Source organism: Aeromicrobium sp. 10G20-16 (genome assembly GCF_055809665.1).
The window spans coordinates 712131-731906 of the sequence record NZ_CM147919.1 but is presented as its reverse complement, the minus strand read 5'-3'; the positions used below and the strand labels follow the sequence as shown (position 1 = coordinate 731906).

General features: G+C 71.1%; 19 protein-coding genes and 2 pseudogenes. 19 read left to right on the top strand and 2 right to left on the bottom strand.

Features of this window, described 5'->3' with window-relative positions; translation table 11 throughout:
- Positions 1–52 precede the first annotated feature (52 nt).
- Together AC0L5F_RS03615 and AC0L5F_RS03610 are read left to right on the top strand one after the other, a co-directional pair.
- Positions 53–496 carry a guanyl-specific ribonuclease gene (locus AC0L5F_RS03615; protein ID WP_473315250.1) on the top strand — a complete coding sequence of 148 codons (444 nt, stop codon included), beginning with the start codon at positions 53–55 and terminating at the stop codon, positions 494–496.
- A complete protein-coding gene (locus tag AC0L5F_RS03610; RefSeq protein WP_473315249.1) occupies positions 493–909 on the top strand; it encodes a barstar family protein in 417 nt (138 codons plus the stop codon). Before AC0L5F_RS03615 ends, AC0L5F_RS03610 begins: the two co-directional genes overlap by 4 nt.
- Here the strand turns inward: AC0L5F_RS03610 and AC0L5F_RS03605 are convergent.
- On the bottom strand, positions 884–1957 hold the full coding sequence (locus tag AC0L5F_RS03605) for a polyprenyl synthetase family protein (protein ID WP_473315248.1): 1074 nt from the start codon (positions 1955–1957) through the stop codon (positions 884–886). The two genes, AC0L5F_RS03610 and AC0L5F_RS03605, sit on opposite strands and share 26 nt — an antisense overlap.
- 22 nt (positions 1958–1979) lie before the next feature.
- On the opposite strand from AC0L5F_RS03605, the gene AC0L5F_RS03600 reads away from it, so the two are divergent.
- Positions 1980–2714, top strand: a complete 735-nt coding sequence (locus tag AC0L5F_RS03600) for a methylenetetrahydrofolate reductase (protein ID WP_473315247.1) — start codon at positions 1980–1982, stop codon at positions 2712–2714.
- Positions 2707–2874, top strand: a complete 168-nt coding sequence (locus AC0L5F_RS03595) for a methylenetetrahydrofolate reductase (protein ID WP_473315246.1) — start codon at positions 2707–2709, stop codon at positions 2872–2874. Before AC0L5F_RS03600 ends, AC0L5F_RS03595 begins: the two co-directional genes overlap by 8 nt.
- Before the next feature lie 16 nt (positions 2875–2890).
- Here the strand turns inward: AC0L5F_RS03595 and AC0L5F_RS03590 are convergent, their stop codons facing one another.
- A complete protein-coding gene (locus AC0L5F_RS03590) occupies positions 2891–4186 on the bottom strand; it encodes a phytoene desaturase family protein (protein ID WP_473315244.1) in 1296 nt (431 codons plus the stop codon).
- Positions 4187–4227: 41 nt separating this feature from the next.
- Between AC0L5F_RS03590 and AC0L5F_RS03585 the strand changes: the two genes are divergently transcribed.
- From AC0L5F_RS03585 to AC0L5F_RS03515, 15 genes and pseudogenes are all read left to right on the top strand, one after another.
- Positions 4228–4968 carry a class I SAM-dependent methyltransferase gene (locus AC0L5F_RS03585; protein WP_473315243.1) on the top strand — a complete coding sequence of 247 codons (741 nt, stop codon included), beginning with the start codon at positions 4228–4230 and terminating at the stop codon, positions 4966–4968.
- Positions 4969–4995: 27 nt separating this feature from the next.
- The gene (locus AC0L5F_RS03580) at positions 4996–5397 is read left to right on the top strand and encodes a DUF3040 domain-containing protein (RefSeq protein WP_473315242.1); all 402 of its coding nucleotides are present in this window, start codon (positions 4996–4998) and stop codon (positions 5395–5397) included.
- A 269-nt stretch (positions 5398–5666) separates the two neighbouring features.
- Positions 5667–6116, top strand: coding sequence for a division/cell wall cluster transcriptional repressor MraZ (mraZ, locus tag AC0L5F_RS03575; protein WP_473315240.1), 450 nt, complete (start codon positions 5667–5669; stop codon positions 6114–6116).
- 280 nt (positions 6117–6396) lie between these two features.
- A pseudogene (gene rsmH, locus AC0L5F_RS03570) lies at positions 6397–7339 on the top strand (16S rRNA (cytosine(1402)-N(4))-methyltransferase RsmH).
- Positions 7336–7764, top strand: a complete 429-nt coding sequence (gene ftsL, locus AC0L5F_RS03565; protein WP_473315239.1) for a cell division protein FtsL — start codon at positions 7336–7338, stop codon at positions 7762–7764. Before rsmH ends, ftsL begins: the two are co-directional and overlap by 4 nt.
- Positions 7761–9512 (top strand): peptidoglycan D,D-transpeptidase FtsI family protein, encoded by a 1752-nt coding sequence (locus tag AC0L5F_RS03560; protein WP_473315238.1) that lies wholly within the window; start codon positions 7761–7763, stop codon positions 9510–9512. Before ftsL ends, AC0L5F_RS03560 begins: the two co-directional genes overlap by 4 nt.
- Positions 9513–9660: 148 nt before the next feature.
- Positions 9661–11229, top strand: a complete 1569-nt coding sequence (locus AC0L5F_RS03555; RefSeq protein WP_473315237.1) for a UDP-N-acetylmuramoyl-L-alanyl-D-glutamate--2,6-diaminopimelate ligase — start codon at positions 9661–9663, stop codon at positions 11227–11229.
- Positions 11226–12320, top strand: coding sequence for a UDP-N-acetylmuramoyl-tripeptide--D-alanyl-D-alanine ligase (locus AC0L5F_RS03550; RefSeq protein WP_473315236.1), 1095 nt, complete (start codon positions 11226–11228; stop codon positions 12318–12320). Before AC0L5F_RS03555 ends, AC0L5F_RS03550 begins: the two co-directional genes overlap by 4 nt.
- Positions 12321–12351: 31 nt before the next feature.
- Complete coding sequence (locus AC0L5F_RS03545; RefSeq protein ID WP_473315235.1) at positions 12352–12570, top strand: hypothetical protein; 219 nt, start codon at positions 12352–12354, stop codon at positions 12568–12570.
- A gap of 19 nt (positions 12571–12589) precedes the next feature.
- Positions 12590–13655: pseudogene (gene mraY, locus AC0L5F_RS03540) on the top strand (phospho-N-acetylmuramoyl-pentapeptide-transferase).
- The gene (gene murD / locus AC0L5F_RS03535) at positions 13652–15139 is read left to right on the top strand and encodes a UDP-N-acetylmuramoyl-L-alanine--D-glutamate ligase (RefSeq protein ID WP_473315234.1); all 1488 of its coding nucleotides are present in this window, start codon (positions 13652–13654) and stop codon (positions 15137–15139) included. Before mraY ends, murD begins: the two are co-directional and overlap by 4 nt.
- 73 nt (positions 15140–15212) lie before the next feature.
- On the top strand, positions 15213–16442 hold the full coding sequence (gene ftsW, locus AC0L5F_RS03530) for a putative lipid II flippase FtsW (protein ID WP_473315233.1): 1230 nt from the start codon (positions 15213–15215) through the stop codon (positions 16440–16442).
- A gap of 3 nt (positions 16443–16445) precedes the next feature.
- Positions 16446–17516 carry an undecaprenyldiphospho-muramoylpentapeptide beta-N-acetylglucosaminyltransferase gene (murG, locus tag AC0L5F_RS03525; RefSeq protein WP_473315232.1) on the top strand — a complete coding sequence of 357 codons (1071 nt, stop codon included), beginning with the start codon at positions 16446–16448 and terminating at the stop codon, positions 17514–17516.
- Positions 17513–18910 carry a UDP-N-acetylmuramate--L-alanine ligase gene (murC, locus tag AC0L5F_RS03520; protein ID WP_473315230.1) on the top strand — a complete coding sequence of 466 codons (1398 nt, stop codon included), beginning with the start codon at positions 17513–17515 and terminating at the stop codon, positions 18908–18910. The genes murG and murC overlap by 4 nt, the downstream gene beginning before the upstream one ends.
- Entirely contained in the window at positions 18907–19629 is a 723-nt protein-coding gene (locus AC0L5F_RS03515) for a cell division protein FtsQ/DivIB (RefSeq protein ID WP_473315229.1), read from the top strand. The genes murC and AC0L5F_RS03515 overlap by 4 nt, the downstream gene beginning before the upstream one ends.
- Positions 19630–19776: the final 147 nt, after the last annotated feature.

The window sequence follows — 19776 nt, the reverse complement described above, 5'->3', positions numbered from 1 at the left end:
CTGATGGCTGGTCGATCGGGTCCGGGACCGCGGGATGCGCCACGATGGTGCCATGCGTCGTGTGGGCATGCTCGTGCTGCTGGTGGCCGTGGCCATCGTGTGGTTCGTGGCGGTCGAACCCGACACGACTCCGAGCGGTGCTCCCCAGACACCGAGTGCGCCCTCCTCGGCGACCGATCGGCCGGTGTCGCCGCCGCTGACGACGCCGCCGAGCTCGGCCGAGCGCTCCCTGCCGGTCCAGGCGCGCGAGACCATCGCGCTCATCGACGCCGGCGGGCCGTTCCCGTACGACCGCGACGGCGTGGTGTTCGAGAACCGCGAACGACTCCTGCCGTCGCGCGAGCGTGGATACTGGCGCGAGTACACGGTCCCGACCCCCGGTTCGAGCGACCGAGGGGCGCGCCGGCTGGTCGAGGGTCGAGACGGCGAGCTGTACTACACGGACGACCACTACGCGTCGTTCCGCAGGATCCGCGGGCCCGGGGGTGCCTCGTGACACCGACCCTGCACGACCTTCTCGTCGGAGCGGTCGACCCGGGCCTGTTCGAGTGGCGGGGAGGCACGACGGCCGACATCGCCCACGACGCGCGATCAGCGGGCTGGCTGGTGCGTCAGCTCGACACCGCCGACGTGCACGACGTCGCCGGGCTCTACGACCACATCGCCGAGGCGTGGAACCTGCCGTCGTGGTTCGGACGCAACCTCGACGCCCTGTGGGACGTGCTCGGCGACCTCGCCGCTGCGCCGTTGCTGGTGCTGTGGAGCGGCTACCGCCGGCTCGAGGAGTCCGATCCCCAGCTCGCCCAGACCGTGCTCGAGCTGCTGCGCGACGCGTCGACGCAGGCGCGCGCCCTCGCCGTCGTGGTGCTCGACGCGCCGTCGTTCATCGATCTCGACGCGTTGCGCTGAGGGCGAGGGGCCCGAGCACGTCGGCCGCGCCCGGAACCTCGACCGCGAGCGCCTCGATGGCCGCGTCCACCTCGGTCTCGAGGCGTGCGATGTCGGACTCGACCGCGTCGAGCGCGCCGCTGTCGTGGATGACGTCGCGCACCGCGTCGACGTGGTCGGTGCCGAGGTGCTCGACGATCGTCGCCCGACCCGCCGCGTCGGCCAGCTCCAGCGCGCGGGCGACCAGGACAGTGCGCTTGCCCTCGCGGACGTCGTCACCCGCGGGCTTGCCGGTGGCGCCGGGATCGCCGAAGACGCCCAGCACGTCGTCGCGCAGCTGGAAGGCCTCGCCGAGGGGGAGCGCGACGTCGCTCAGCCGCGCGAGCAGGTGGTCGTCGGCACCGGCCATGGCGGCCCCGATCTGCAGCGGGCGCTCCACGGTGTACTTGGCCGACTTGTAGCGGACCACCACCATGGCGTCGGCGACGCTCACCTCGGGGCGCGTCTGCGCGGTGACGTCGAGGAACTGACCGGCGGTGACCTCGGTCTTGCAGCGGTCGAACAGGTCGATGGCTCGTCGTGCGGCCGCCGTCTCGAGGTCGAGCACGGCGTCGACCAGCATCTCGGTCGCCCAGGACAGCAGCAGGTCGCCCATCAGGACCGCCGTCGACCGACCGAACCAGCCGGCGTCGCCGACCCGGTGGTCCGCGGTGTGACGGGCCTCGAAGTCGCGGTGCACGCTGGGGCGGCCGCGTCGGGTGTCGGACCCGTCCATCAGGTCGTCGTGCACCAGTGCGCTTCCCTGCAGCAGCTCGATCGCGGTGGCCGCGCGCACCACGGCAGGGTCGCCCGCGTCGCCGCCGGCCACGAGCCACCCCGCACGACAGAACCCGGCGCGGAGTCGCTTGCCGCCGAGCACGAACTCGCGGGAGGCCTCGACGAACTCGCGCACGTCGGGGCCGAGGGGGACGAGCTGGGCAGCGGTGGAGTCGACGAACTCGTGGATCGTCTGGTCGATCCGCCGATGGAACGCGACTCGGGCGTCGGTGGCATCGTCGTCGCTGGGCACGCTCGGACGATACCGTTGGCCCATGCACGATGCCGACCGGTCCTTCGTCGATGCCCTCAAGGGACCGCAGCCGACGTACTCCTTCGAGTTCTTCCCGCCCAAGGACGACGACGGGGAGGAGCTGTTGTGGCGCACCCTCTCGGAGCTGGAGGCCCTGGAGCCGACCTTCGTCTCGGTCACCTACGGCGCCGGCGGCACCAGCCAGGAGCGCACGGTGCGCATCACCGAGCAGATCGGCAGCCGCACCTCGATGCGACCCGTGGGGCACCTGACGCTCGTGGCGCAGAGCCGCGCCGAGCTCGAGACGGTGCTCAAGCAGTACGCGGCGGCGGGCGTCACCGACGTGCTGGTGATCCGGGGCGACCCGCAGGGCGGGCCGCGTGCTCCGTGGCAGTCACATCCTGAGGGTCTGACGCACGCCATCGAGCTGGTCGACCTCGCCCAGGAGATGGGTGGGTTCCGCATCGGCGTGGGCGCCTTTCCCGAGGGCCATCCCGACGCCGAGTCGATCGACCGTGACGCTCAGGTGCTGGTGGACAAGGCGCGCTCGGGTGCCGAGTACGCGATCACGCAGCTGTTCTTCCGTGCGTCCGACTACTTCGGCCTGGTCGAGCGGGTGCGCGCGCTGGGCGCCGACCTGCCGATCGTGCCGGGCATCATGCCGATCCTGAACTTCGGTCAGGTGGCACGGATGGCCGAGCTTCTCGGGCGCGGCCATGCCCGAGGAGGTGCTTGCGAAGATCGAGCCCGTGCGTGACGACCCGGCCGCCGTTCGCTCCGTGGGCATCGAGCTGGCCACCCAGCTGTGCCGTGACCTGCTCGCCGGCGGTGCCCCGGGCCTGCACTTCATCACGCTCAACCGGTCCAAGGCGACCCGCGAGATCTTCGAGGCCCTCCGTTCCGAAGGACTCATCTAGCGCTGCGGGTGGAACGTCAGCGGGGAGCAGGGCCGACGCTGGCAGCGATGGCGGCCGTGGCCATGCCGATCTGCTCGAGCGTGCCCCCGGACCAGGCGTGCGCGCCGGCGAAGTGCACGCCGTGACGAGGTCCGACGCCCGGGTGGTCGTCGATCGTGGTCCATCCGCGCCAGGCCCAGCCCCAGTGTCCGCGCTGCACGAGGTCCGGTGGGGCCAGCGTCGTGCGGTCGACGACGTGCGCACGCAGGTCCAGCCCGACCCTGGCCAGCGAGATCACCGGGTCCTCGCCGCCCTGATGGATCACGGTGGCCCGTCCGTCGCCGTGCGACGCGAGTCGAACCGGTGGGTTGGTGTGGGCGAGCACGTCGCGTGGAAGCACGGGCGCGTCGGGGGAGAGGGTGAGGAAGGTGCGCGACGAGGGGATCGACTGCAGGCCGCGGGGGCGAGGCAGCGGGGCGGGCCACTGCGGCGCGCACCAGATCACGATGTCGGCCGGCAGGCTGCGGCGATCGGTGATCACCGAGTCGACGCGGCGCGACTCGCCGGTGCCCGCGAAGGTCAGCTCGTGGGCGGTCTCGTCGCGCACCACCTCGACCTTGCGCTCGGTGAGTCGGACCTCGAGCGCGTCCGCGAGCGCGGTGAAGCCACCGGCGAACTCCCACCGTCCGAAGGTGCGATCGAGGTAGTGCGTCACGGCGGTGAACGCCGGGGTCGTCGCGCGATCCTGCCCGTCGAGGCGCAACGGATCGAGCACCATCTTGCGCAGGCGATCGTCGTCGATCTCGCGATCGGCCATGCGTGCCACGGAGCGGCGGACCTGCAGCGTGCGGCGGGCCGAGCGGTCGAGGTCTCGGCGTCCGTCGGGCGTCCGGTCGAGCAGCGTGCGCCGCAGCACGTCCCATCGATCGGGCCAGGCGTCGATCCAGTCGGCCCACTCCAGTGCCGGCTGGTCGTCGTCGAGCTCGGGCCGCAGGGCCGAGCCGATGGCCTCGAGCTGGCGGGACCGGTCGCCGAAGGGCAGGTCGAGCACCGTCCTGTCGCGGAAGAGGTGACGACGGCCCGCGGTGAGGGTCATCTCGAGGGACCGCTCGAGCGGTCGACCCGACTTGCGGAACAGGTCGCGGAACACGCCCGGCAGCGTCACCGTCTCGTCGTCGAGCGGCCAGCGGCTGCCGGCGACCTCGACCCCCCGGAGACGGCCGCCGAGCCACGGCTCGGACTCCACCAGGGTCACCGCGTGTCGCAGCTTGGCGAGCCTCGCGGCCGCCGACAGGCCCGCGAAGCCTCCACCGACCACCACGACGTTCGCCACGGCCGCAGACTAGCCGCAGGCACGTGTGAAACAGTGACGCCATGGGTCCGGTGCGTACCGAGGTGATGTGGCAGGCCGTGCTCGATGCGGTCGCCGTGGCCGGTCAGTCGCCGCTGACGATCCTCGACCTGGGCGGTGGAACCGGCGGCGACGCAGTTCGCCTGGCGCAGTCCGGGCACGACGTCACCGTGGTCGACCCCAGTCCGGACGCGCTCGCCTCGCTCGAACGCCGGACCGCCGACGCGGTGCGCTCCGGCGACGTGCCCGGTTCGGTGCACGGCGTGCTCGGCGACACCACCGATCTGCTCCAGCACGTCGACTCCGCGTCCTTCGACCTCGCCATCTGCCACGGTGTGCTCGAGCACGTCGACGACCCGGACCAGGCGTTGGCGGTCGTCGCTGCAGCGTTGCGGCCGGGAGGTCACGCCAGTGTGGTGGTGGCGGGCCGCCACGCGGCCGTCGTCGCGCGGGCCCTGGCCGGTGACTTCGCCGCCGCCACGCGGGTCCTGTCCACCGATCTCGCCGGATGGGACATCCGCACCATGGGGCCACGTCGCTTCGTGCCGGCAGAGCTCAGCGCCCTGCTGGAGCGTCACGATCTGGTCCCGGTGGCATCGCGCGCCCTGCGCGTCTTCGCCGATCTGGTGCCGTCGGCACTGGTCGACATCGAGCCCGGTGCGCGCGAGGCGCTCTACGCTCTGGAGCGGCTCGTGGCAGATCACGGCGATTTCACAGCATTGTCGGCTGGCTTGCAGTCGGTAGCGCGCCTAGACTTGACCTAGCGCCACTCGACCCAGGAGGCGACAACCGTGCCGTTGTCCGACGAAGAAGCCCGCATGCTGCAGCAGCTCGAGCAGTCCTTGGCTGCCGAGGACCCTGAATTCGCCTCCACGCTGCGTGGTTCGAAGGTGCTGGCCCGCAACCGGCGCATCGCCACCGTGGCCGTTCTCGGCTTCGTGGCCGGCCTGGTCCTGCTGTTCACCGGTGCAGTGACCGCGCAGACCTGGCTCGGCATCATCGGCTTCCTGGCCATGCTCGGTTTCGGCTACGCGTTCTCGATGGCGTGGCGTCGCGGCATCGGAGCCACCGACGAAGGCGCCTCGGCCCCCCGCGGGTCGTCCCCCCGAGGCGGCGGTCGACCGTCGACCAGCTCCTTCGTGGATCGCATGGAAGAGCGGTGGCAGCGCCGCCAGGACGGCGACGACCGCTGACCATCCCCACCTGACCCCACCGGGGCGTCCATAACGCCCCACTTCCCCCCACCGGGGAACCCGAACCGCCCACCGTCACCCGACGGGGGCGGTTTTTTCGTGCGCTGACGCGCATCAGCCGGTGCGTCGGTCGGGTGGCGGTGTGGGGCGGTTCGACCCGAGAACACGCGGAGAAGTGGTGGAAAGGTCGTTGACAGTGGGGGATCGTGGGGTAAAGTGGGGGCTCGTGGGGGAAAAGGGTAGATTCAGGCGTGAAAGGGAGAAGCGGGGTGAGTCCAGATGCGACGACGTTCTTCGGCACCTTCACTCCGCGCCTGGACGAGAAGGGCCGCCTCACGCTCCCGGCCAAGTTCCGCACCCGGCTCGAGCGCGGCATCGTGCTCACCCGCGGCCAGGAGAACTGCATCTACGGCTGGACCCCGGACGAGTTCCTGGTCCACTCCGACCGCATGCGTCAGCTGTCCTTCACCAACTCCGGCGCCCGCAACTTCGTCCGCATGTTCTTCTCCGGAATGAGCGAGGAGATGCCTGACAAGCAGGGCCGCGTGCCGATTCCCCAGGTCCTGCGCACCTGGGCCAGCCTCGAGCGCGAGTGCACGGTCGTCGGCGCGATGGACCGCATCGAGATCTGGGACAGCGCCCGGTGGGACGAGCTGCAGTCGAGTCTCGAGACGCCGTTCTCGGAGATGTCCGAGGAAGTGATGCCCGGCATCTTCTAGCCCCCGCCCGCCCGCCCTTGCCCATCGACCGCGCAGCCAGATCTGCGCCCGAGTGCTTCTGACATCACTTCCCCGGTGTCAGACCCACCCGGTCGCGGATCTGGATCCACGGTCACCGCACCACCACGATCAGCCAGCTCGACCCACGCGAACCAGGAGGCGCCATGCAGACAGCTCGACGAGTACGTCACGACGTGGCGGACGGCCTCACGCTGATGGCGTTCTCGCTGGGCACGTCGGTCGTGGTCGCGGTCGCGCTCTCGGTGCTGGTGGGCGCCTTGTGACCGCCCACGTGCCGGTGCTGCTCGAGCGCGTCCTGGACCTGCTCGAACCGACCGTCACGAACGACGCCGCGGTCATCGTCGACGCCACGCTCGGTCTCGGCGGCCACACCGAGGCGATGCTGCAGCGGTTCCCCGACGTCACCGTCATCGGCATCGACCGCGATCCCGAGGCGCTGGCACGGGCGCGAGCCCGGCTGGCTCCGTTCGGCGACCGCGTGGTGTTCGCGCACGCCGTCTACGACGAGATCGCCGAGGTGGTCGCCGACGCCGGCTTCGCCGCGGTGAACGGCGTGCTGTTCGACCTCGGCGTCTCCTCGATGCAGCTGGACGTCGCCGATCGCGGCTTCGCGTACAGCCAGGACGCTCCGCTGGACATGCGGATGAACCCCGAGGACGAGCTGCACGGCGGCCGACGTGCTCAACACGTATGCGGCCCGCGACCTGGCCCGTGTCCTGCGTGAGTACGGCGAGGAGAAGTTCGCCACCCGGATCGCGAGTGCGGTCGTGGCCCGTCGCGCCGAGCAACCGTTCACCACCAACGGACCGCTCGTCGAGCTGATCGGGGACTCGATCCCGGCCCCGGCGCGCCGTCGCGGTGGCAATCCCGCCAAGCGCACCTTCCAGGCGCTGCGCATCGAGGTCAACGACGAGCTCGGCGCCTACCGCCGGGCGCTGCCCGACGCACTCGATGCCCTCGCACCCGGCGGGCGCATCGTGGTGCTGGCGTACCACTCGCTGGAGGACCGCATCACCAAGCGGTCCTTCGCCGCCGTGACCTCGACCGACGTGCCGCCCGGAGTGCCGATCGTGCCCGAGCACCACCAGCCCCGGTTCCGGAGCCTGACCCGCGGAGCGGAGCTGGCCACGGACGCCGAGATCGATCTCAACCGTCGCGCCAAGTCCGTCCGGCTGCGCGCCATCGAACGGATTGCCTCATGAGCCAACGCGGATCCGCCCTGCAGGCCCTCCAGGCGCGCGCCGGTGACTCGCTGCGCGAGGGTGTCATCGACGTGCGGGACGTGGGTCTGCGCCTCGTCCGCCCGGTCAAGAGCCGCGCCCGCCGTGCCCCGTTCGTCGTGGTCGTGCTCCTGGTGCTGTCCACCGGTCTTGTCGGTCTGATCGTCGCCAGCACGGTCCTGCAGGCGCAGTCGTTCGAGCAGGCCAAGCTCGATCGCGAGGTCGCCAGTCTGCAGACGCAGCAGCAGGCACTCGCCCGCGAGGTGGACCGTCTGCGCAGCCCCGCGAACGTCGCGGACCGCGCCACCCGCCTCGGCATGGTGCGCAACACCAATCCTGCGTTCCTGAGGCTGTCCGACGGCAAGGTGCTGGGCAAGCCCGCACCCGCGGTCAAGGGGAACCGATGAGTCCGACACGCGCTGCGGTGTCGCGTCGCCGGCTGCGGGTCTGCCTGGTGATGGTGGTCGCGCTGTTCACCCTGTTCGGCGCCCGGCTGTTCCAGATCCAGGGTGTCGACGCCAGCGCCTACGCGGCGATGGCGGTGCAGGCCGGCACGGCCAGCACGGTGGTGCCGGCGCCTCGCGGCGCGATCGTGGATCGCAACGGTGAGGACCTCGCCACGAGCGTCGACGCGCTCACCATCACGGCCGACCCGAGCATGACGGCCGACGACGCGCCGCAGATCGCTCGGCTGCTGCACCGATACCTCGGCAACGACAGCGACTACTTCGAGCTGATCGACAAGCTGCGCACCCCGGACACCCGCTTCGTGTACCTCGAGCGTGACGTCCCGGCGTGGACGGCCAAGAAGGCACTGACCGCACTGTCCGACGCCGGGCTGACGGGAGTGTTCAGCGAGAAGCAGACCCTGCGCACCTACCCGGGCGGGTCGCTCGCGGCCAACCTGATCGGCTACACCAACGGAGAGGGCAAGGGCGTCGCCGGCATCGAGGGGCAGTACGACAAGGTCCTCACCGGCACCAACGGCTCCAGGACCTACGAGGTCTCACAGACCGGCGAGCGCATCCCGATGGGTGACTCGACCGTCAAGGAGATGGTGCCCGGTCGCGACGTCGTCACGACGATCGACCGTGACCTGCAGTACTACGCCGACAAGCGGCTCGCCGAGGCGGTCAAGTCGTCCAGCTCGGACTGGGGGCTGGCGATCACGATGGACGTCAAGACCTGCCAGATCGTGCAGATGTCGCAGGCACCGACCTTCAACCCGGACACCCGCAAGGGCATGCAGGACGCCAACACGGTGTCGCGTGCCGTGCAGACCGTCTACGAGCCCGGGTCGGTCATGAAGACCGTGACGATGGCCGCTCTCGCCGACCAGGGCAAGATCGCCGCCGACACCCCGATCGTCGTGCCGCCGAAGATGGTCATCGACAAGTTCCCGATCGGTGACTACTGGGAGCACGGCACGTTGCACCTGACAGCGGCCGGCGTCATCGCCAAGTCGTCCAACCTCGGCACCATCGTGGCTGCCGACCAGATGAGCGACGCCACGATGTACAAGTACTTCAGCAAGTTCGGCTTCGGGCACAAGACCGGCGTGGGACTGCCGGGCGAGTCGGCCGGCATCCTCAAGCAGGGCTCGACGTGGACCAAGGCCAACCACGCGACGATCTCGTTCGGCCAGGGCATCTCCGTCACCGGCCTGCAGATGATGCGCGCCGTCGGCGCCATCGCGAACGGCGGCAGCATGTGCGAGCCGTCGGTGGTCAGCGACGTCGTCGACGGCGACGGAAAGAAGAAGCCGGTCGGCACGGGCAAGACCACCCAGGTGGTCTCCAAGGAGGCCGCTCGCGTGGTCACCCGGATGATGGAGGCCGTCACGGCTCCCGACGGCACCGCTCCGGCCGCCGCCATCGAGGGCTACCGCGTGGCCGGCAAGACCGGCACGGCCTGGCGCGTCGACCCCTCGACCGGGCGCTACATCCGCGGCCAGAACACGGTGTCGTTCATGGGCTTCGCACCGGCCGACAACCCGCGATTCCTGACCTACATCGTGCTGGACAAGCCGTACAGCAACGCGGGCGGCGGCTCGACGGCCGGTCCGGTGTTCCACGACATCATGTCCATGGCCCTGGAGCGCTTCGGCGTCGCGCCCACCGGCGCCAAGCCGCCGAAGGTCGCGCAGACCTGGTGATCGGGGCGCACTCGTGCCTCGTGCTCAGTCGCGGCTCCGCCGCTGCCCGATCAGTCGTCGCTTCGCTCCGACCCATGGTCGCCTCGGGGGTCGCTTCGCTCCGACCCATGGCTGCGTCGTTGGTCGGATCGGGAGATAGGTTGGGCAGGTGACGGAGCAGATGCGGGTGAGGCCCTCGGTGGCGCCTCGGTGGACCGTCGCGCAGCTGGCCGAGGCGCTCGGGACCGGCGCACCTGTCACCGGCGCCGAGACCGAGTTCACCGGCATCGCGCTGAACACCGGACAGGTGCGCCGGGGTGATCTCTACGCTGCGCTTCCCGGCGCGCGCAGCCACGGCGCGGACCATGCGGACAAGGCGGTCGAGGCGGGCGCCGTCGCCGTGCTGACCGATCCGGCAGGAGCCGGCGTGCTGACCGATCCGGCAGGGGCCGGCGTGCTGACCGATCCGGCAGGGGCTGGTCGGTCGAGGAGCGTGCCGGTGGTCGTCGTCGACGAGCCGCGTGCTGCACTGGCCGACCTGAGCGCGCGGTTCTACGACCGACCCACCGCCGCGATGACCACGGTCGGCATCACCGGCACCCAGGGCAAGACCACCACCACCTACCTGGCCGAGGCCGCGCTGGCGCCCAGGCGCTCCGCCGTCGTGGGCACCATCGGCACGCGGATCCGCGGGATCGCGGCCGCGTCGGCGCTCACGACGCCCGAGGCGCCGCAGCTGCAGGCGCTGTTCGCGGTGATGCGCGAGGAGGCCGTCGAGGTCTGTGCCATGGAGGTGTCCAGCCACGCGCTGGTGCAGGGCCGCGTCGACGGTTTCCGCTTCGACGTCGCGGTGTTCCTCAACCTCGGCCGTGACCACCTCGACTTCCACGACACCGTCGAGGAGTACTTCCTGGCCAAGGCGTCCCTGTTCACGCCCGAGCACGCCCGGCACGCCGTCATCAACGTCGACGACCCGTACGGGCGGCGCCTGGTCGAGCTGACGTCGCTGCCGGTCACCACGTTCTCCAGCGACGGGACCTCCGGCGGAGGAGGTGCAGCCGACTGGCGGGCGGTCAACGTCCGACCCCACCGGCTCGGCACGGATCTGGAGGTCCTCGGACCGGACGGGTCGGCCACCGAGCTGCACGTCCCTCTGGCCGGGGTGTTCAACGTCTCCAACGCCCTGGCGGCCATCGCGGCTCTCGCCACGGCAGGGCACGCGCCGGCGGACCTCGCGGCCGGCATCGCGGCGTGCACCGGCGTGCCCGGACGCATGGAACGGGTCGAGTGCGGCCAGGACTTCACCGCGATCGTCGACTACGCCCACAAGCCCGACGCCGTGACCGCCGTGCTGGCCGCCCTGCGCCCCGTCACGGCTGGGCGCCTCATCATGGTCATCGGCGCCGGGGGTGACCGCGACCACGGCAAGCGTCCGCTCATGGGCGCTGCCGCTGCCGAGGCGGCCGACGTCGTCATCGTCACCGACGACAATCCCCGCACCGAACGTCCCGCCGCCATCCGCGCCGAGGTCCTCGCGGGTGCCGAGAACGGACCCGGAGTGGCCGTCGAGGTCCCCGGGCGCCGTGAGGCGATCGCGCACGCCGTGGCGATGGCACACCTGGGTGACACGGTCGTCGTCGCAGGCAAGGGACACGAGCAGGGCCAGGAGGTCGACGGTGTCGTGCACCCGTTCGACGACCGCGCCGTCCTGATCGAGCTGATCGGCGAGCAGGAGTGATCGCCACGAGGCTGGCCGAGATCGCCCGGGTCGTCGGCGGCGAGCTGCACGGCGCCACCGGGGACGAGTCGATCCGCCACGTGGTGGTCGACTCCCGAGCCGCTGGTCCCGAGACGCTGTTCGCCGCCGTCGTCGGCGAGCACGTCGACGGGCACGACTACGCCGCGGCCGCCGCAGCCGGGGGAGCGGCCGGCACCATCGGTTCGCGGATCGTCGACGGCCCCTGCATCGTCGTCGACGACGTCACGGCCGCGCTCGGTCTGCTCGCCCGCGATCAGCTGGACCGCTCGCCGGCCACCGTCATCGCGATCACCGGTTCCCAGGGCAAGACCAGCGTCAAGGACCTGCTCGCCCACGTGCTGGCCGACGCCGGTCCCACGATCGCCCCGGTCGGGTCGTTCAACAACGAGCTCGGGGTGCCGCTGACGGTGCTGCGGCTCGACGAGGGCACGCGCTTCGTGATCGTCGAGATGGGCGCGCGTGGCATCGGCCACATCGCGGTGCTGTGCCGCATCGCCCCACCGTCGATCGGCGTGGTGCTGAACGTCGGCACGGCGCACGTGGGGGAGTTCGGCTCACCCGACGCCATCGCGGTGGCCAAGGGCGAGCTGGTCGAGGCACTCGCGAGCGACGGCACCGCGGTCCTCAACGCCGACGACGCCCGGGTGGCGGCCATGGCCTCCCGCACTGCGGCATTGACACTGACGTTCGGCGTCCACGGGGACGTGCGACTCGGACCCGTGCGGTTGGACGAGGTCGGTGAGCCGCACTTCACGTTGCAGCACGGCACCCGGACCGCCGAGACCCACGTGCCGCAGGTCGGGGCCCACCACGCCGTCAACGCCGCCGCGGCGGCTGCTGCCGCGATCGCTGCCGGCCTGGACCTCGAGCCCGTCGCCGAGCGCCTGTCCACGGCGGTCGCCGCGTCGCCGATGCGCATGGCGCGCAGCGTGCGCGACGACGGCCTGCTGGTGGTCAACGACGCCTACAACGCCAACCCCGAGTCGATGGCCGCGGCGCTGCGGGCCGTCGCCGCCCTGCCGCGAGCGCGCAAGGTCGCGGTCCTGGGGGAGATGCTCGAGCCTCGGTGACCTGTCGTTCGAGGCGCACCGCGCCATCGGGGTGCTCGCGCGCGATCTCGGCTACGACCGGGTCGTCGTGGTGGGCGCGGGCGCCGCTGCGATCGCCGACGGCGCGGGCGACGTCGCCGAGGTCGTCGACGACCCCGATGTGGCCATCGGCACACTCTCCGCGTGGCTGTCGGCGGACGACGTCGTGGTTGTGAAAGCATCGAGAGGATGTCGGCTCGAGCGGGTGGCCGACGGGCTGCTGAGCCGTTGACGGAAGGGACGCGCATCGCATGAAGGCGATCCTGTTCGCGGGAGGGTTCTCCCTGCTGGGCACCCTGCTGGGCACGCGCCTCGCGATCCGGTTCCTGGTGGCCAAGGGCTACGGCCAGCTCATCCGCGACGACGGCCCCACCGCGCACCACACCAAGCGCGGCACGCCCACCATGGGCGGTCTGGTCATCATCTTCTCGGTGATCGTCGGCTACCTGCTGGCCAAGCTGTTCACCGACACCCGGCCCAGTGCATCGGCGCTCCTGCTGCTGTTCCTGTTCGCAGGGCTCGGCGCCATCGGCTTCCTCGACGACTTCATCAAGATCCGCAAGCAGCGCAACCTCGGTCTGCGCAGCAAGGCCAAGTTCATCGGCCAGGTCGTGGTCGGCCTGGTCTTCGCCGTCTTCGCGATCCGGCTGCAGGACGACACCGGTATTCCGGTCATCACGAAGGCCATCTCGTTCACCCGTGACCTGCCGGGGTTGACCCTGCCGGCGGCGGCGATCGTCATCTGGGTGCTGCTGATGATCGCGGGCACCAGCAACGGAGTGAACCTCACCGACGGTCTCGACGGGCTGGCCACCGGCGCCTCGGTCATGGTGTTCGGCGCCTTCGTGTTCATCAACATCTGGCAGAGCAACCAGAACTGCTCGTTCTACCCGGGCCCCAAGTGCTACGAGGTGCGCGACCCGCTCGACCTCGCCGTGGTGGCGTCGGCGCTCACCGGGGCGTGCTTCGGCTTCCTGTGGTGGAACGCCTCGCCGGCCAAGATCTTCATGGGCGACACGGGCTCGCTGTCGCTGGGCGGAGCCATGGCCGGGCTGGCGCTGATGACCCGCACCGAGCTGCTGCTGATCGTGCTCGGCGGACTGTTCGTGGCCATCACGGCCTCGGTCATCCTGCAGGTCGGCTTCTTCAAGCTTCTCCGGCGGCAGACGGATCTTCCGGATGGCCCCCTTGCAGCACCACTTCGAGCTGCTGGGGTGGGCCGAGATCACGATCGTGGTCAGGTTCTGGATCATCAGCGGCCTGTGCGTCGCCACGGCGCTCGGCATCTTCTACTACGAGTGGGTCACCGGCATATGAGTCCTGCCGGACTCGACGCGCTGGGACGGGACTCGTCGTGGGCCGGGGTCACCGCGGTCGTCGCCGGCTTCGGCGTCAGTGGCTATGCCGCGGCTGACACCCTGCAGCACCAGGGCGCCAGCGTCATCGCCCTCGACGACGCGGTCGACGAGGTGTTGGACGAGAAGGCCACCATCTTGCGCACGCTGGGCGTCGACGTGCGCCTCGGCCCCGGCTCCACCGACACCCTTCCCGCCGACGTCGACCTCGTGGTCGCCTCCCCGGGCTGGCGGCCCACGGCTCCACTGCTGGCCCAGGCGCTCGAGCGAGGGGTGCCGGTCTGGAGCGAGGTGGAGCTCGCGTGGCGGCTGCGCGCCGCCGACGCCGCCCCGTGGCTGGTGGTCACCGGCACCAACGGCAAGACCACCACGGTGCAGATGCTCGAGCAGATCCTGCGCGCCGACGGGCTCAACGCCCTGGCGGTCGGCAACGTCGGTCGCCCCGTCGTCGAGGCGGTCATGGACACCGACGATCCGGCCGACGTGCTCGCCGTCGAGCTGTCCAGCTACCAGCTGCACTGGACCCACACCATGTCGCCCGAGGCCAGCGCCGTGCTGAACGTGGCCCCCGACCACCTCGACTGGCACGGCGGGCTCGACGCCTACACCGCCGACAAGGGACGCGTGTACGAGCGCACCCAGATCGCCTGCGTTTACAACGCCGAGGACCCCGTCACCGAACGGCTCGTCGAGGACGCCGACGTCGTGGAGGGCTGCCGCGCCATCGGCTTCACCCTCGGCATCCCCGGACCGAGCATGATCGGCCTGGTCGACGACGTGCTGGCCGACCGCGCCTTCGTCAAGGAGCGGGTGTCCAACGCCGCCGAGCTCGGACAGGTCGGCGATCTCGGTGAGCACCCGGCACCACACCTGGTGTCCAACGCCTTGGCGGCTGCGGCACTGGCCCGCGCCCACGGCGTCTCGCCGCGCGCCGTGCGCGACGGCCTCCGCGCCTTCGTCCCAGACGCCCACCGCATCGCTCACGTCGCCACCATCGACGACGTCCACTACGTCGACGACTCCAAGGCCACCAACCCGCACGCCGCTCTCGCGTCGCTGAACAGCATCCCGCACGAGGTGGGTGGCGGCTCTCCGTCGCAGCCGAGGGTGGTCTGGATCGCCGGCGGACTGGCCAAGGGGGCCACCTTCGACGACCTCGTCGAGCAGACTCACGAGGTGATGCGAGCGGTCGTGCTGATCGGCGCCGACCGCGCGGTCGTCGCAGAGGCACTGGCACGACACGCCCCCGATGTTCCCGTCGTCGAGGTCGATGCGGGTGACACTGATCTCATGGAACGCGTCGTGGAGGTCGCGGCATCACTGGCCCAGCCGGGCGACACGGTGCTGCTGGCCCCCGGATGTGCGTCCATGGACCAGTTCGTCAACTACGCGGCCCGCGGCGACAGCTTCGCCCACGCGGTCGTGAGGCGGCAGACCGCGTCCTGAGTCCTCCTTCCCCCCTTGAATGGACCCACCGGATGAGCACCCCACGACTGCACACCCCACGACGGGACACCGCGTGAGCACGACGGCCGAACGACGGCCACCGGCGATCGTCGAGAACACCCGGCGCCTGCTCGAGCGGCCCCTGGCGTCCTACCAGCTGGTGCTGGGTGCGGGAGCGCTGCTGCTCGGGCTCGGCCTGATCATGGTGCTCAGCGCCAGCTCGGTGTACTCGCGCCAGACCTTCGGCAACTCGTACTTCATCATCACCCGCCAGCTGATGTTCGCCGCTCTCGGGCTCGTGGGCGCCTACCTCGCCGTCCGCATGCCGTTGTCGACGATGCGACGGCTGGTGCTGCCGGTGCTGCTGATCTCCGTGGGCATGATCCTGGCCACCTTCGTGGTCGGCGTCGAGGTCCAGGGCAACAAGAACTGGCTGCCCCTGTTCGGTGGGTTCCTGCTGCAGCCGTCGGAGTTCGCCAAGCTCGCCGTGGTGCTGTGGATCGGGCACTGGTTCGCCGGTCACCCCAAGGCGCTGAACACGCCGCGCCTGATCATGCTGCCGATGGTGCCCGTCACCGGCTTCGTCGCGATGCTCGTCGTGCTCCAGCGCGACCTCGGCACCGCCCTGGTGCTGTTCGCCCTCGTCGTCGGGATGCTGTGGGTCGTCGGCCTGCCCGCCCGGCAGATGACCGCGGTCGGCGCCGGGGTGTTCGCCGTGCTGGTGCTGTTCGTCGCGACGGCACCGCACCGCGTCTCGCGCCTGCTCAACTTCACCAACCCTCTCGCCGACCCCGACAACGCCGGGTACCAGTCCATCCACTCCAGCATGGCGCTGGCCCGTGGTGGCTTCTGGGGCGTCGGCCTGGGCGGCAGCCGGCAGAAGTGGGGCGCCCTCCCGGAGGCGCACACCGACTTCATCCTCGCCGTCATGGGCGAGGAGCTCGGACTGCTCGGCACCATCGTGGTCCTGGTGCTGTTCCTCGTGCTGGCGCTCGCCGGCATCCGCATCGCCACCCGCGCCCGCGACCCCTTCGCTCGCTACGTGGCCGCCGGCATCACGATCTGGTTCGTCACGCAGGCGGCGATCAACGTCGGCATGGTGCTGGGCCTGCTGCCGGTCATCGGCATCCCTCTTCCGCTCATCTCCTACGGCGGCTCCAGCCTGCTGGTCACGTTGGTCGCCCTGGGCGTGCTGCTCAACTGCGCCACCACCGAGCCCGGAGCCCGCCGTGCGCTCGAGGTCGGTCGCGCTGCCAAGGTCCGGGGACGTGCGGCACGGCCACGCGTCGTGCGTAAGGTCTGAACCGTGCGTGTCCTGCTCGCCGGCGGAGGTACCGCCGGACACACCTCGCCCCTGCTCGCGACCGCCGCCGTGCTGCGCGACGCCGGCGCGGAGATCACCTGCCTCGGCACGCCCCGCGGGCTTGAGGTCACCCTGATCCCGCGGGCCGGATACGCCCTCGAGCTGGTGCCGCCGGTGACACTGCCGCGGAGGCCGGGCAAGGACCTCGCCCTGGTGCCGGCCAAGCTGCGCGCTGCGATGAAGGCCACCGGGGCCGTCGTCGACCGTGTCCGTCCCGACGTGATCGTCGGCTTCGGCGGATACGTGTCGGTCCCGGCCTACCTGGTGGCGCGTCGGCGCGGCATCCCGTTGGTCGTGCACGAGGGCAACGCGATGCCGGGCATCGCCAACAAGCTCGGCGCCCGGTTCACCGAGCACGTGGCCACCAGCTTCCCGGGCACCGACCTGCCGCACGCGCAGTACGTGGGACTGCCGATCCGGCGCGAGATCTCCACCCTCGACCGGGCGGCGTCACGCGCCGAGGGACGCGCCCACTTCGGGCTCGACGCCGATCGTCCGACGCTGCTGGTGACCGGTGGTTCGCAGGGTGCGCGCAGCGTCAACCGGGCCGTCGCCGGTGCAGCGCCGGACCTCGCCTCCGCCGGGATCCAGGTGCTGCACGCCGCCGGACGCGTCGACGAGGTGCCGGTCACGACGCCCGACGGTGGGCCGCCCTACGTGGTCACCTCCTTCATCGACCGCATGGACCTGGCCTACGCGGCCGCCGACCTGATCGTGTGTCGCGCCGGCGCCAACACCGTCACCGAGGTCGCGGCCGTCGGACTGCCCGCAGCGTTCGTGCCCCTGCCGCACGGCAACGGCGAGCAGGCCCTCAACGCGCACCCGGTCGTGCAGGCCGGGGGCGCGCTGCTCATCGACGACTCGGCGCTCACCTCCACGTGGATCGACAACGTCGTGATCCCGCTGGTGTCGCACGTCGGCCGCCTCGAGGCGATGTCGCACGCGGCGTCCGGGATCGTGCGGCGTGACGCCGACCAGCGGCTGGCCGACATGATCGCCGAGGCAGCCACGTGAGGATTGACATTCCTGCCGAGATCCTTCCCGCCACGTCGTTGGGCCGAGTCCACTTCGTGGGCATCGGCGGCGCCGGGCTGTCGGCCATCGCCCGGCTGATGGCAGGTCTCGGGGTGCCGGTGTCCGGCAGCGACGTCCAGGACACTGCGGTGCTGCAGGCGCTGCGGGCCGAGGGCATCGAGTGCCACGTCGGGCAGGACGCCGCGCACCTCGCGGACGTCGACACCGTCATCGCCACCACGGCCGTGCGCGAGGACAACGTCGAGATCGTCGAGGCGCAGCGCCGCGAACTGCGGCTGTGGCCGCGCTCGGCCGGTCTGCAGTCGGTGCTGCTCGACCGGCGGGCCGTCGCGGTGGCCGGGACGCACGGCAAGACCACCACCACCGCCATGCTCACCTGCGCGCTGCGGGCAGCCGGCGCCGACCCGTCGTTCGCGATCGGTGCCGAGGTCGCCAGCCTCGGCACCAACGCCCGACTCGGCGCCGGCGACGTCGTGGTGGCCGAGGCCGACGAGAGCGACGGTGCCTTCCTCGTCTACACCCCGTTCGGCGCGATCGTCACGAACGTCGACGCCGATCACCTCGACCAGTGGGGGACTCCACAGGCCTACGCAGCGGCGTTCGTCCAGTTCGTGGGCGGTGTCTCGGACTTCGTGGTGCTCGACACCGACGATCCCGCCACCGCGGCACTGGCCGAGCACGTGACGGCGGACGTGGACGTGTGGACCGTCGGATTCGAGGGAACGCCGCGACTGCAGGGCGTCGACGTCGTGGTCGACGGGTCCTCGACGACCATGACGGTCCTGCTCGACGGTGCCCGGCTCGTCGACGTCCGACTCGCCGTCCCGGGCCGCCACTACGCCCTCGACGCGCTGCTGGCCCTGGCCGCCGGGCTGGCGCTGGGTCACGACCCGGCCCAGCTGGCCCACGGTCTCGGCACCTACACCGGCGCTGCGCGGCGAATGCAGCCGGTGGGCGACGCCGGGGGAGTGCGGGTCTACGACTCGTACGCCCACCATCCCACCGAGATCCACGCCGACCTCGCCGCGGCCCGGGCCATCGCCGGCGACGACCGGCTCGTGGTGGCCTTCCAGCCGCACCTGGTCAGCCGTACCCGGATCTACGGAGCCCAGATGGGAGCCGCGCTGTCCGCGGCCGACTCAGTGATCGTCGCCGACATCTACCTCGCCCGCGAGGACCCCGACCCCGACGTCACGGCAGCGCTCGTGGCCGAGGCGGTCGACGGACCGCCGGTCGTGCTCGGGGGCCCGATCTCCACGCTCGCCGACGCCGTGCTGGCGCACCTGCAGCCCGGCGACCTCTTCCTGACGCTCGGGGCCGGCGACATCACCACCGTGGGACCGGCCGTGCTCGCGCGACTGGAGCAGGCATGAGCGACCGGTTCACCGCACGCCGTCTCGGCCTGCGACGCCAGCGGTGGTTCCGCGTCCTGGTGGCCGTGCTGGGCGTCGTGCTCGTGGGCGTGCTCGTCTGGGTGGTGTGGTTCTCCTCGCTGCTCTCGGTGCGCACGGTCTCCATCGAGGGCGAGTCGACCCTCACCGCGACCCAGGTACGACGAGCCGCCGCCGTCCCCACGGGTGGGCCGCTGGCTCGGCTCGACCTGACGGCCATCGAGACCCGGCTCAAGTCCGTGCCGCGCATCCGGCTCGCGGAGGTCTCGCGGTCCTGGCCCCACGGCGTCACGATCAGGGTCACGGAGCGCAAGGCGGTGGTGTGGTCCTCGGTCGACGGCATGTTCCGCGGCATCGACCGGTACGGCGTGGACTATCGCTCCTACACCAAGAAGCCGTCGGAGCTGATCGAGGCGAAGGTCTCGGCGAGTGATCCCGAGCTGCGCGTGCAGGCCCTGCAGGCCGTCGCGGCGATCGCCGACCGCATCCGGCGTGACGACCCGGCGCTGGCCAAGCAGGTCCAGGCGATCGTGGCGGCCACGAAGGACTCGGTGTCCCTGGACCTCACCCAGGGGCGCACCGTGACGTGGGGGAGCGAGGCCCAGGCCGGCCGCAAGCTCGAGGTGCTCGAGCAGCTGTTGAAGATCGACGCGACGGGGTACGACGTCAGCGCCCCCGATCAACCGACCACCCGCGACTGACCCGCCCAGAAGACGTGCCCGTCGGCGTGTCCTGCCCGGTCGGTCGTCGCCTCCCGCGTACCGTCAGTCACACAGCACAGGTTGACATAACCATAACCCTTTACCTCAGGGTTAGACAGCATCACACCCAGCACCACACCCTGCAGG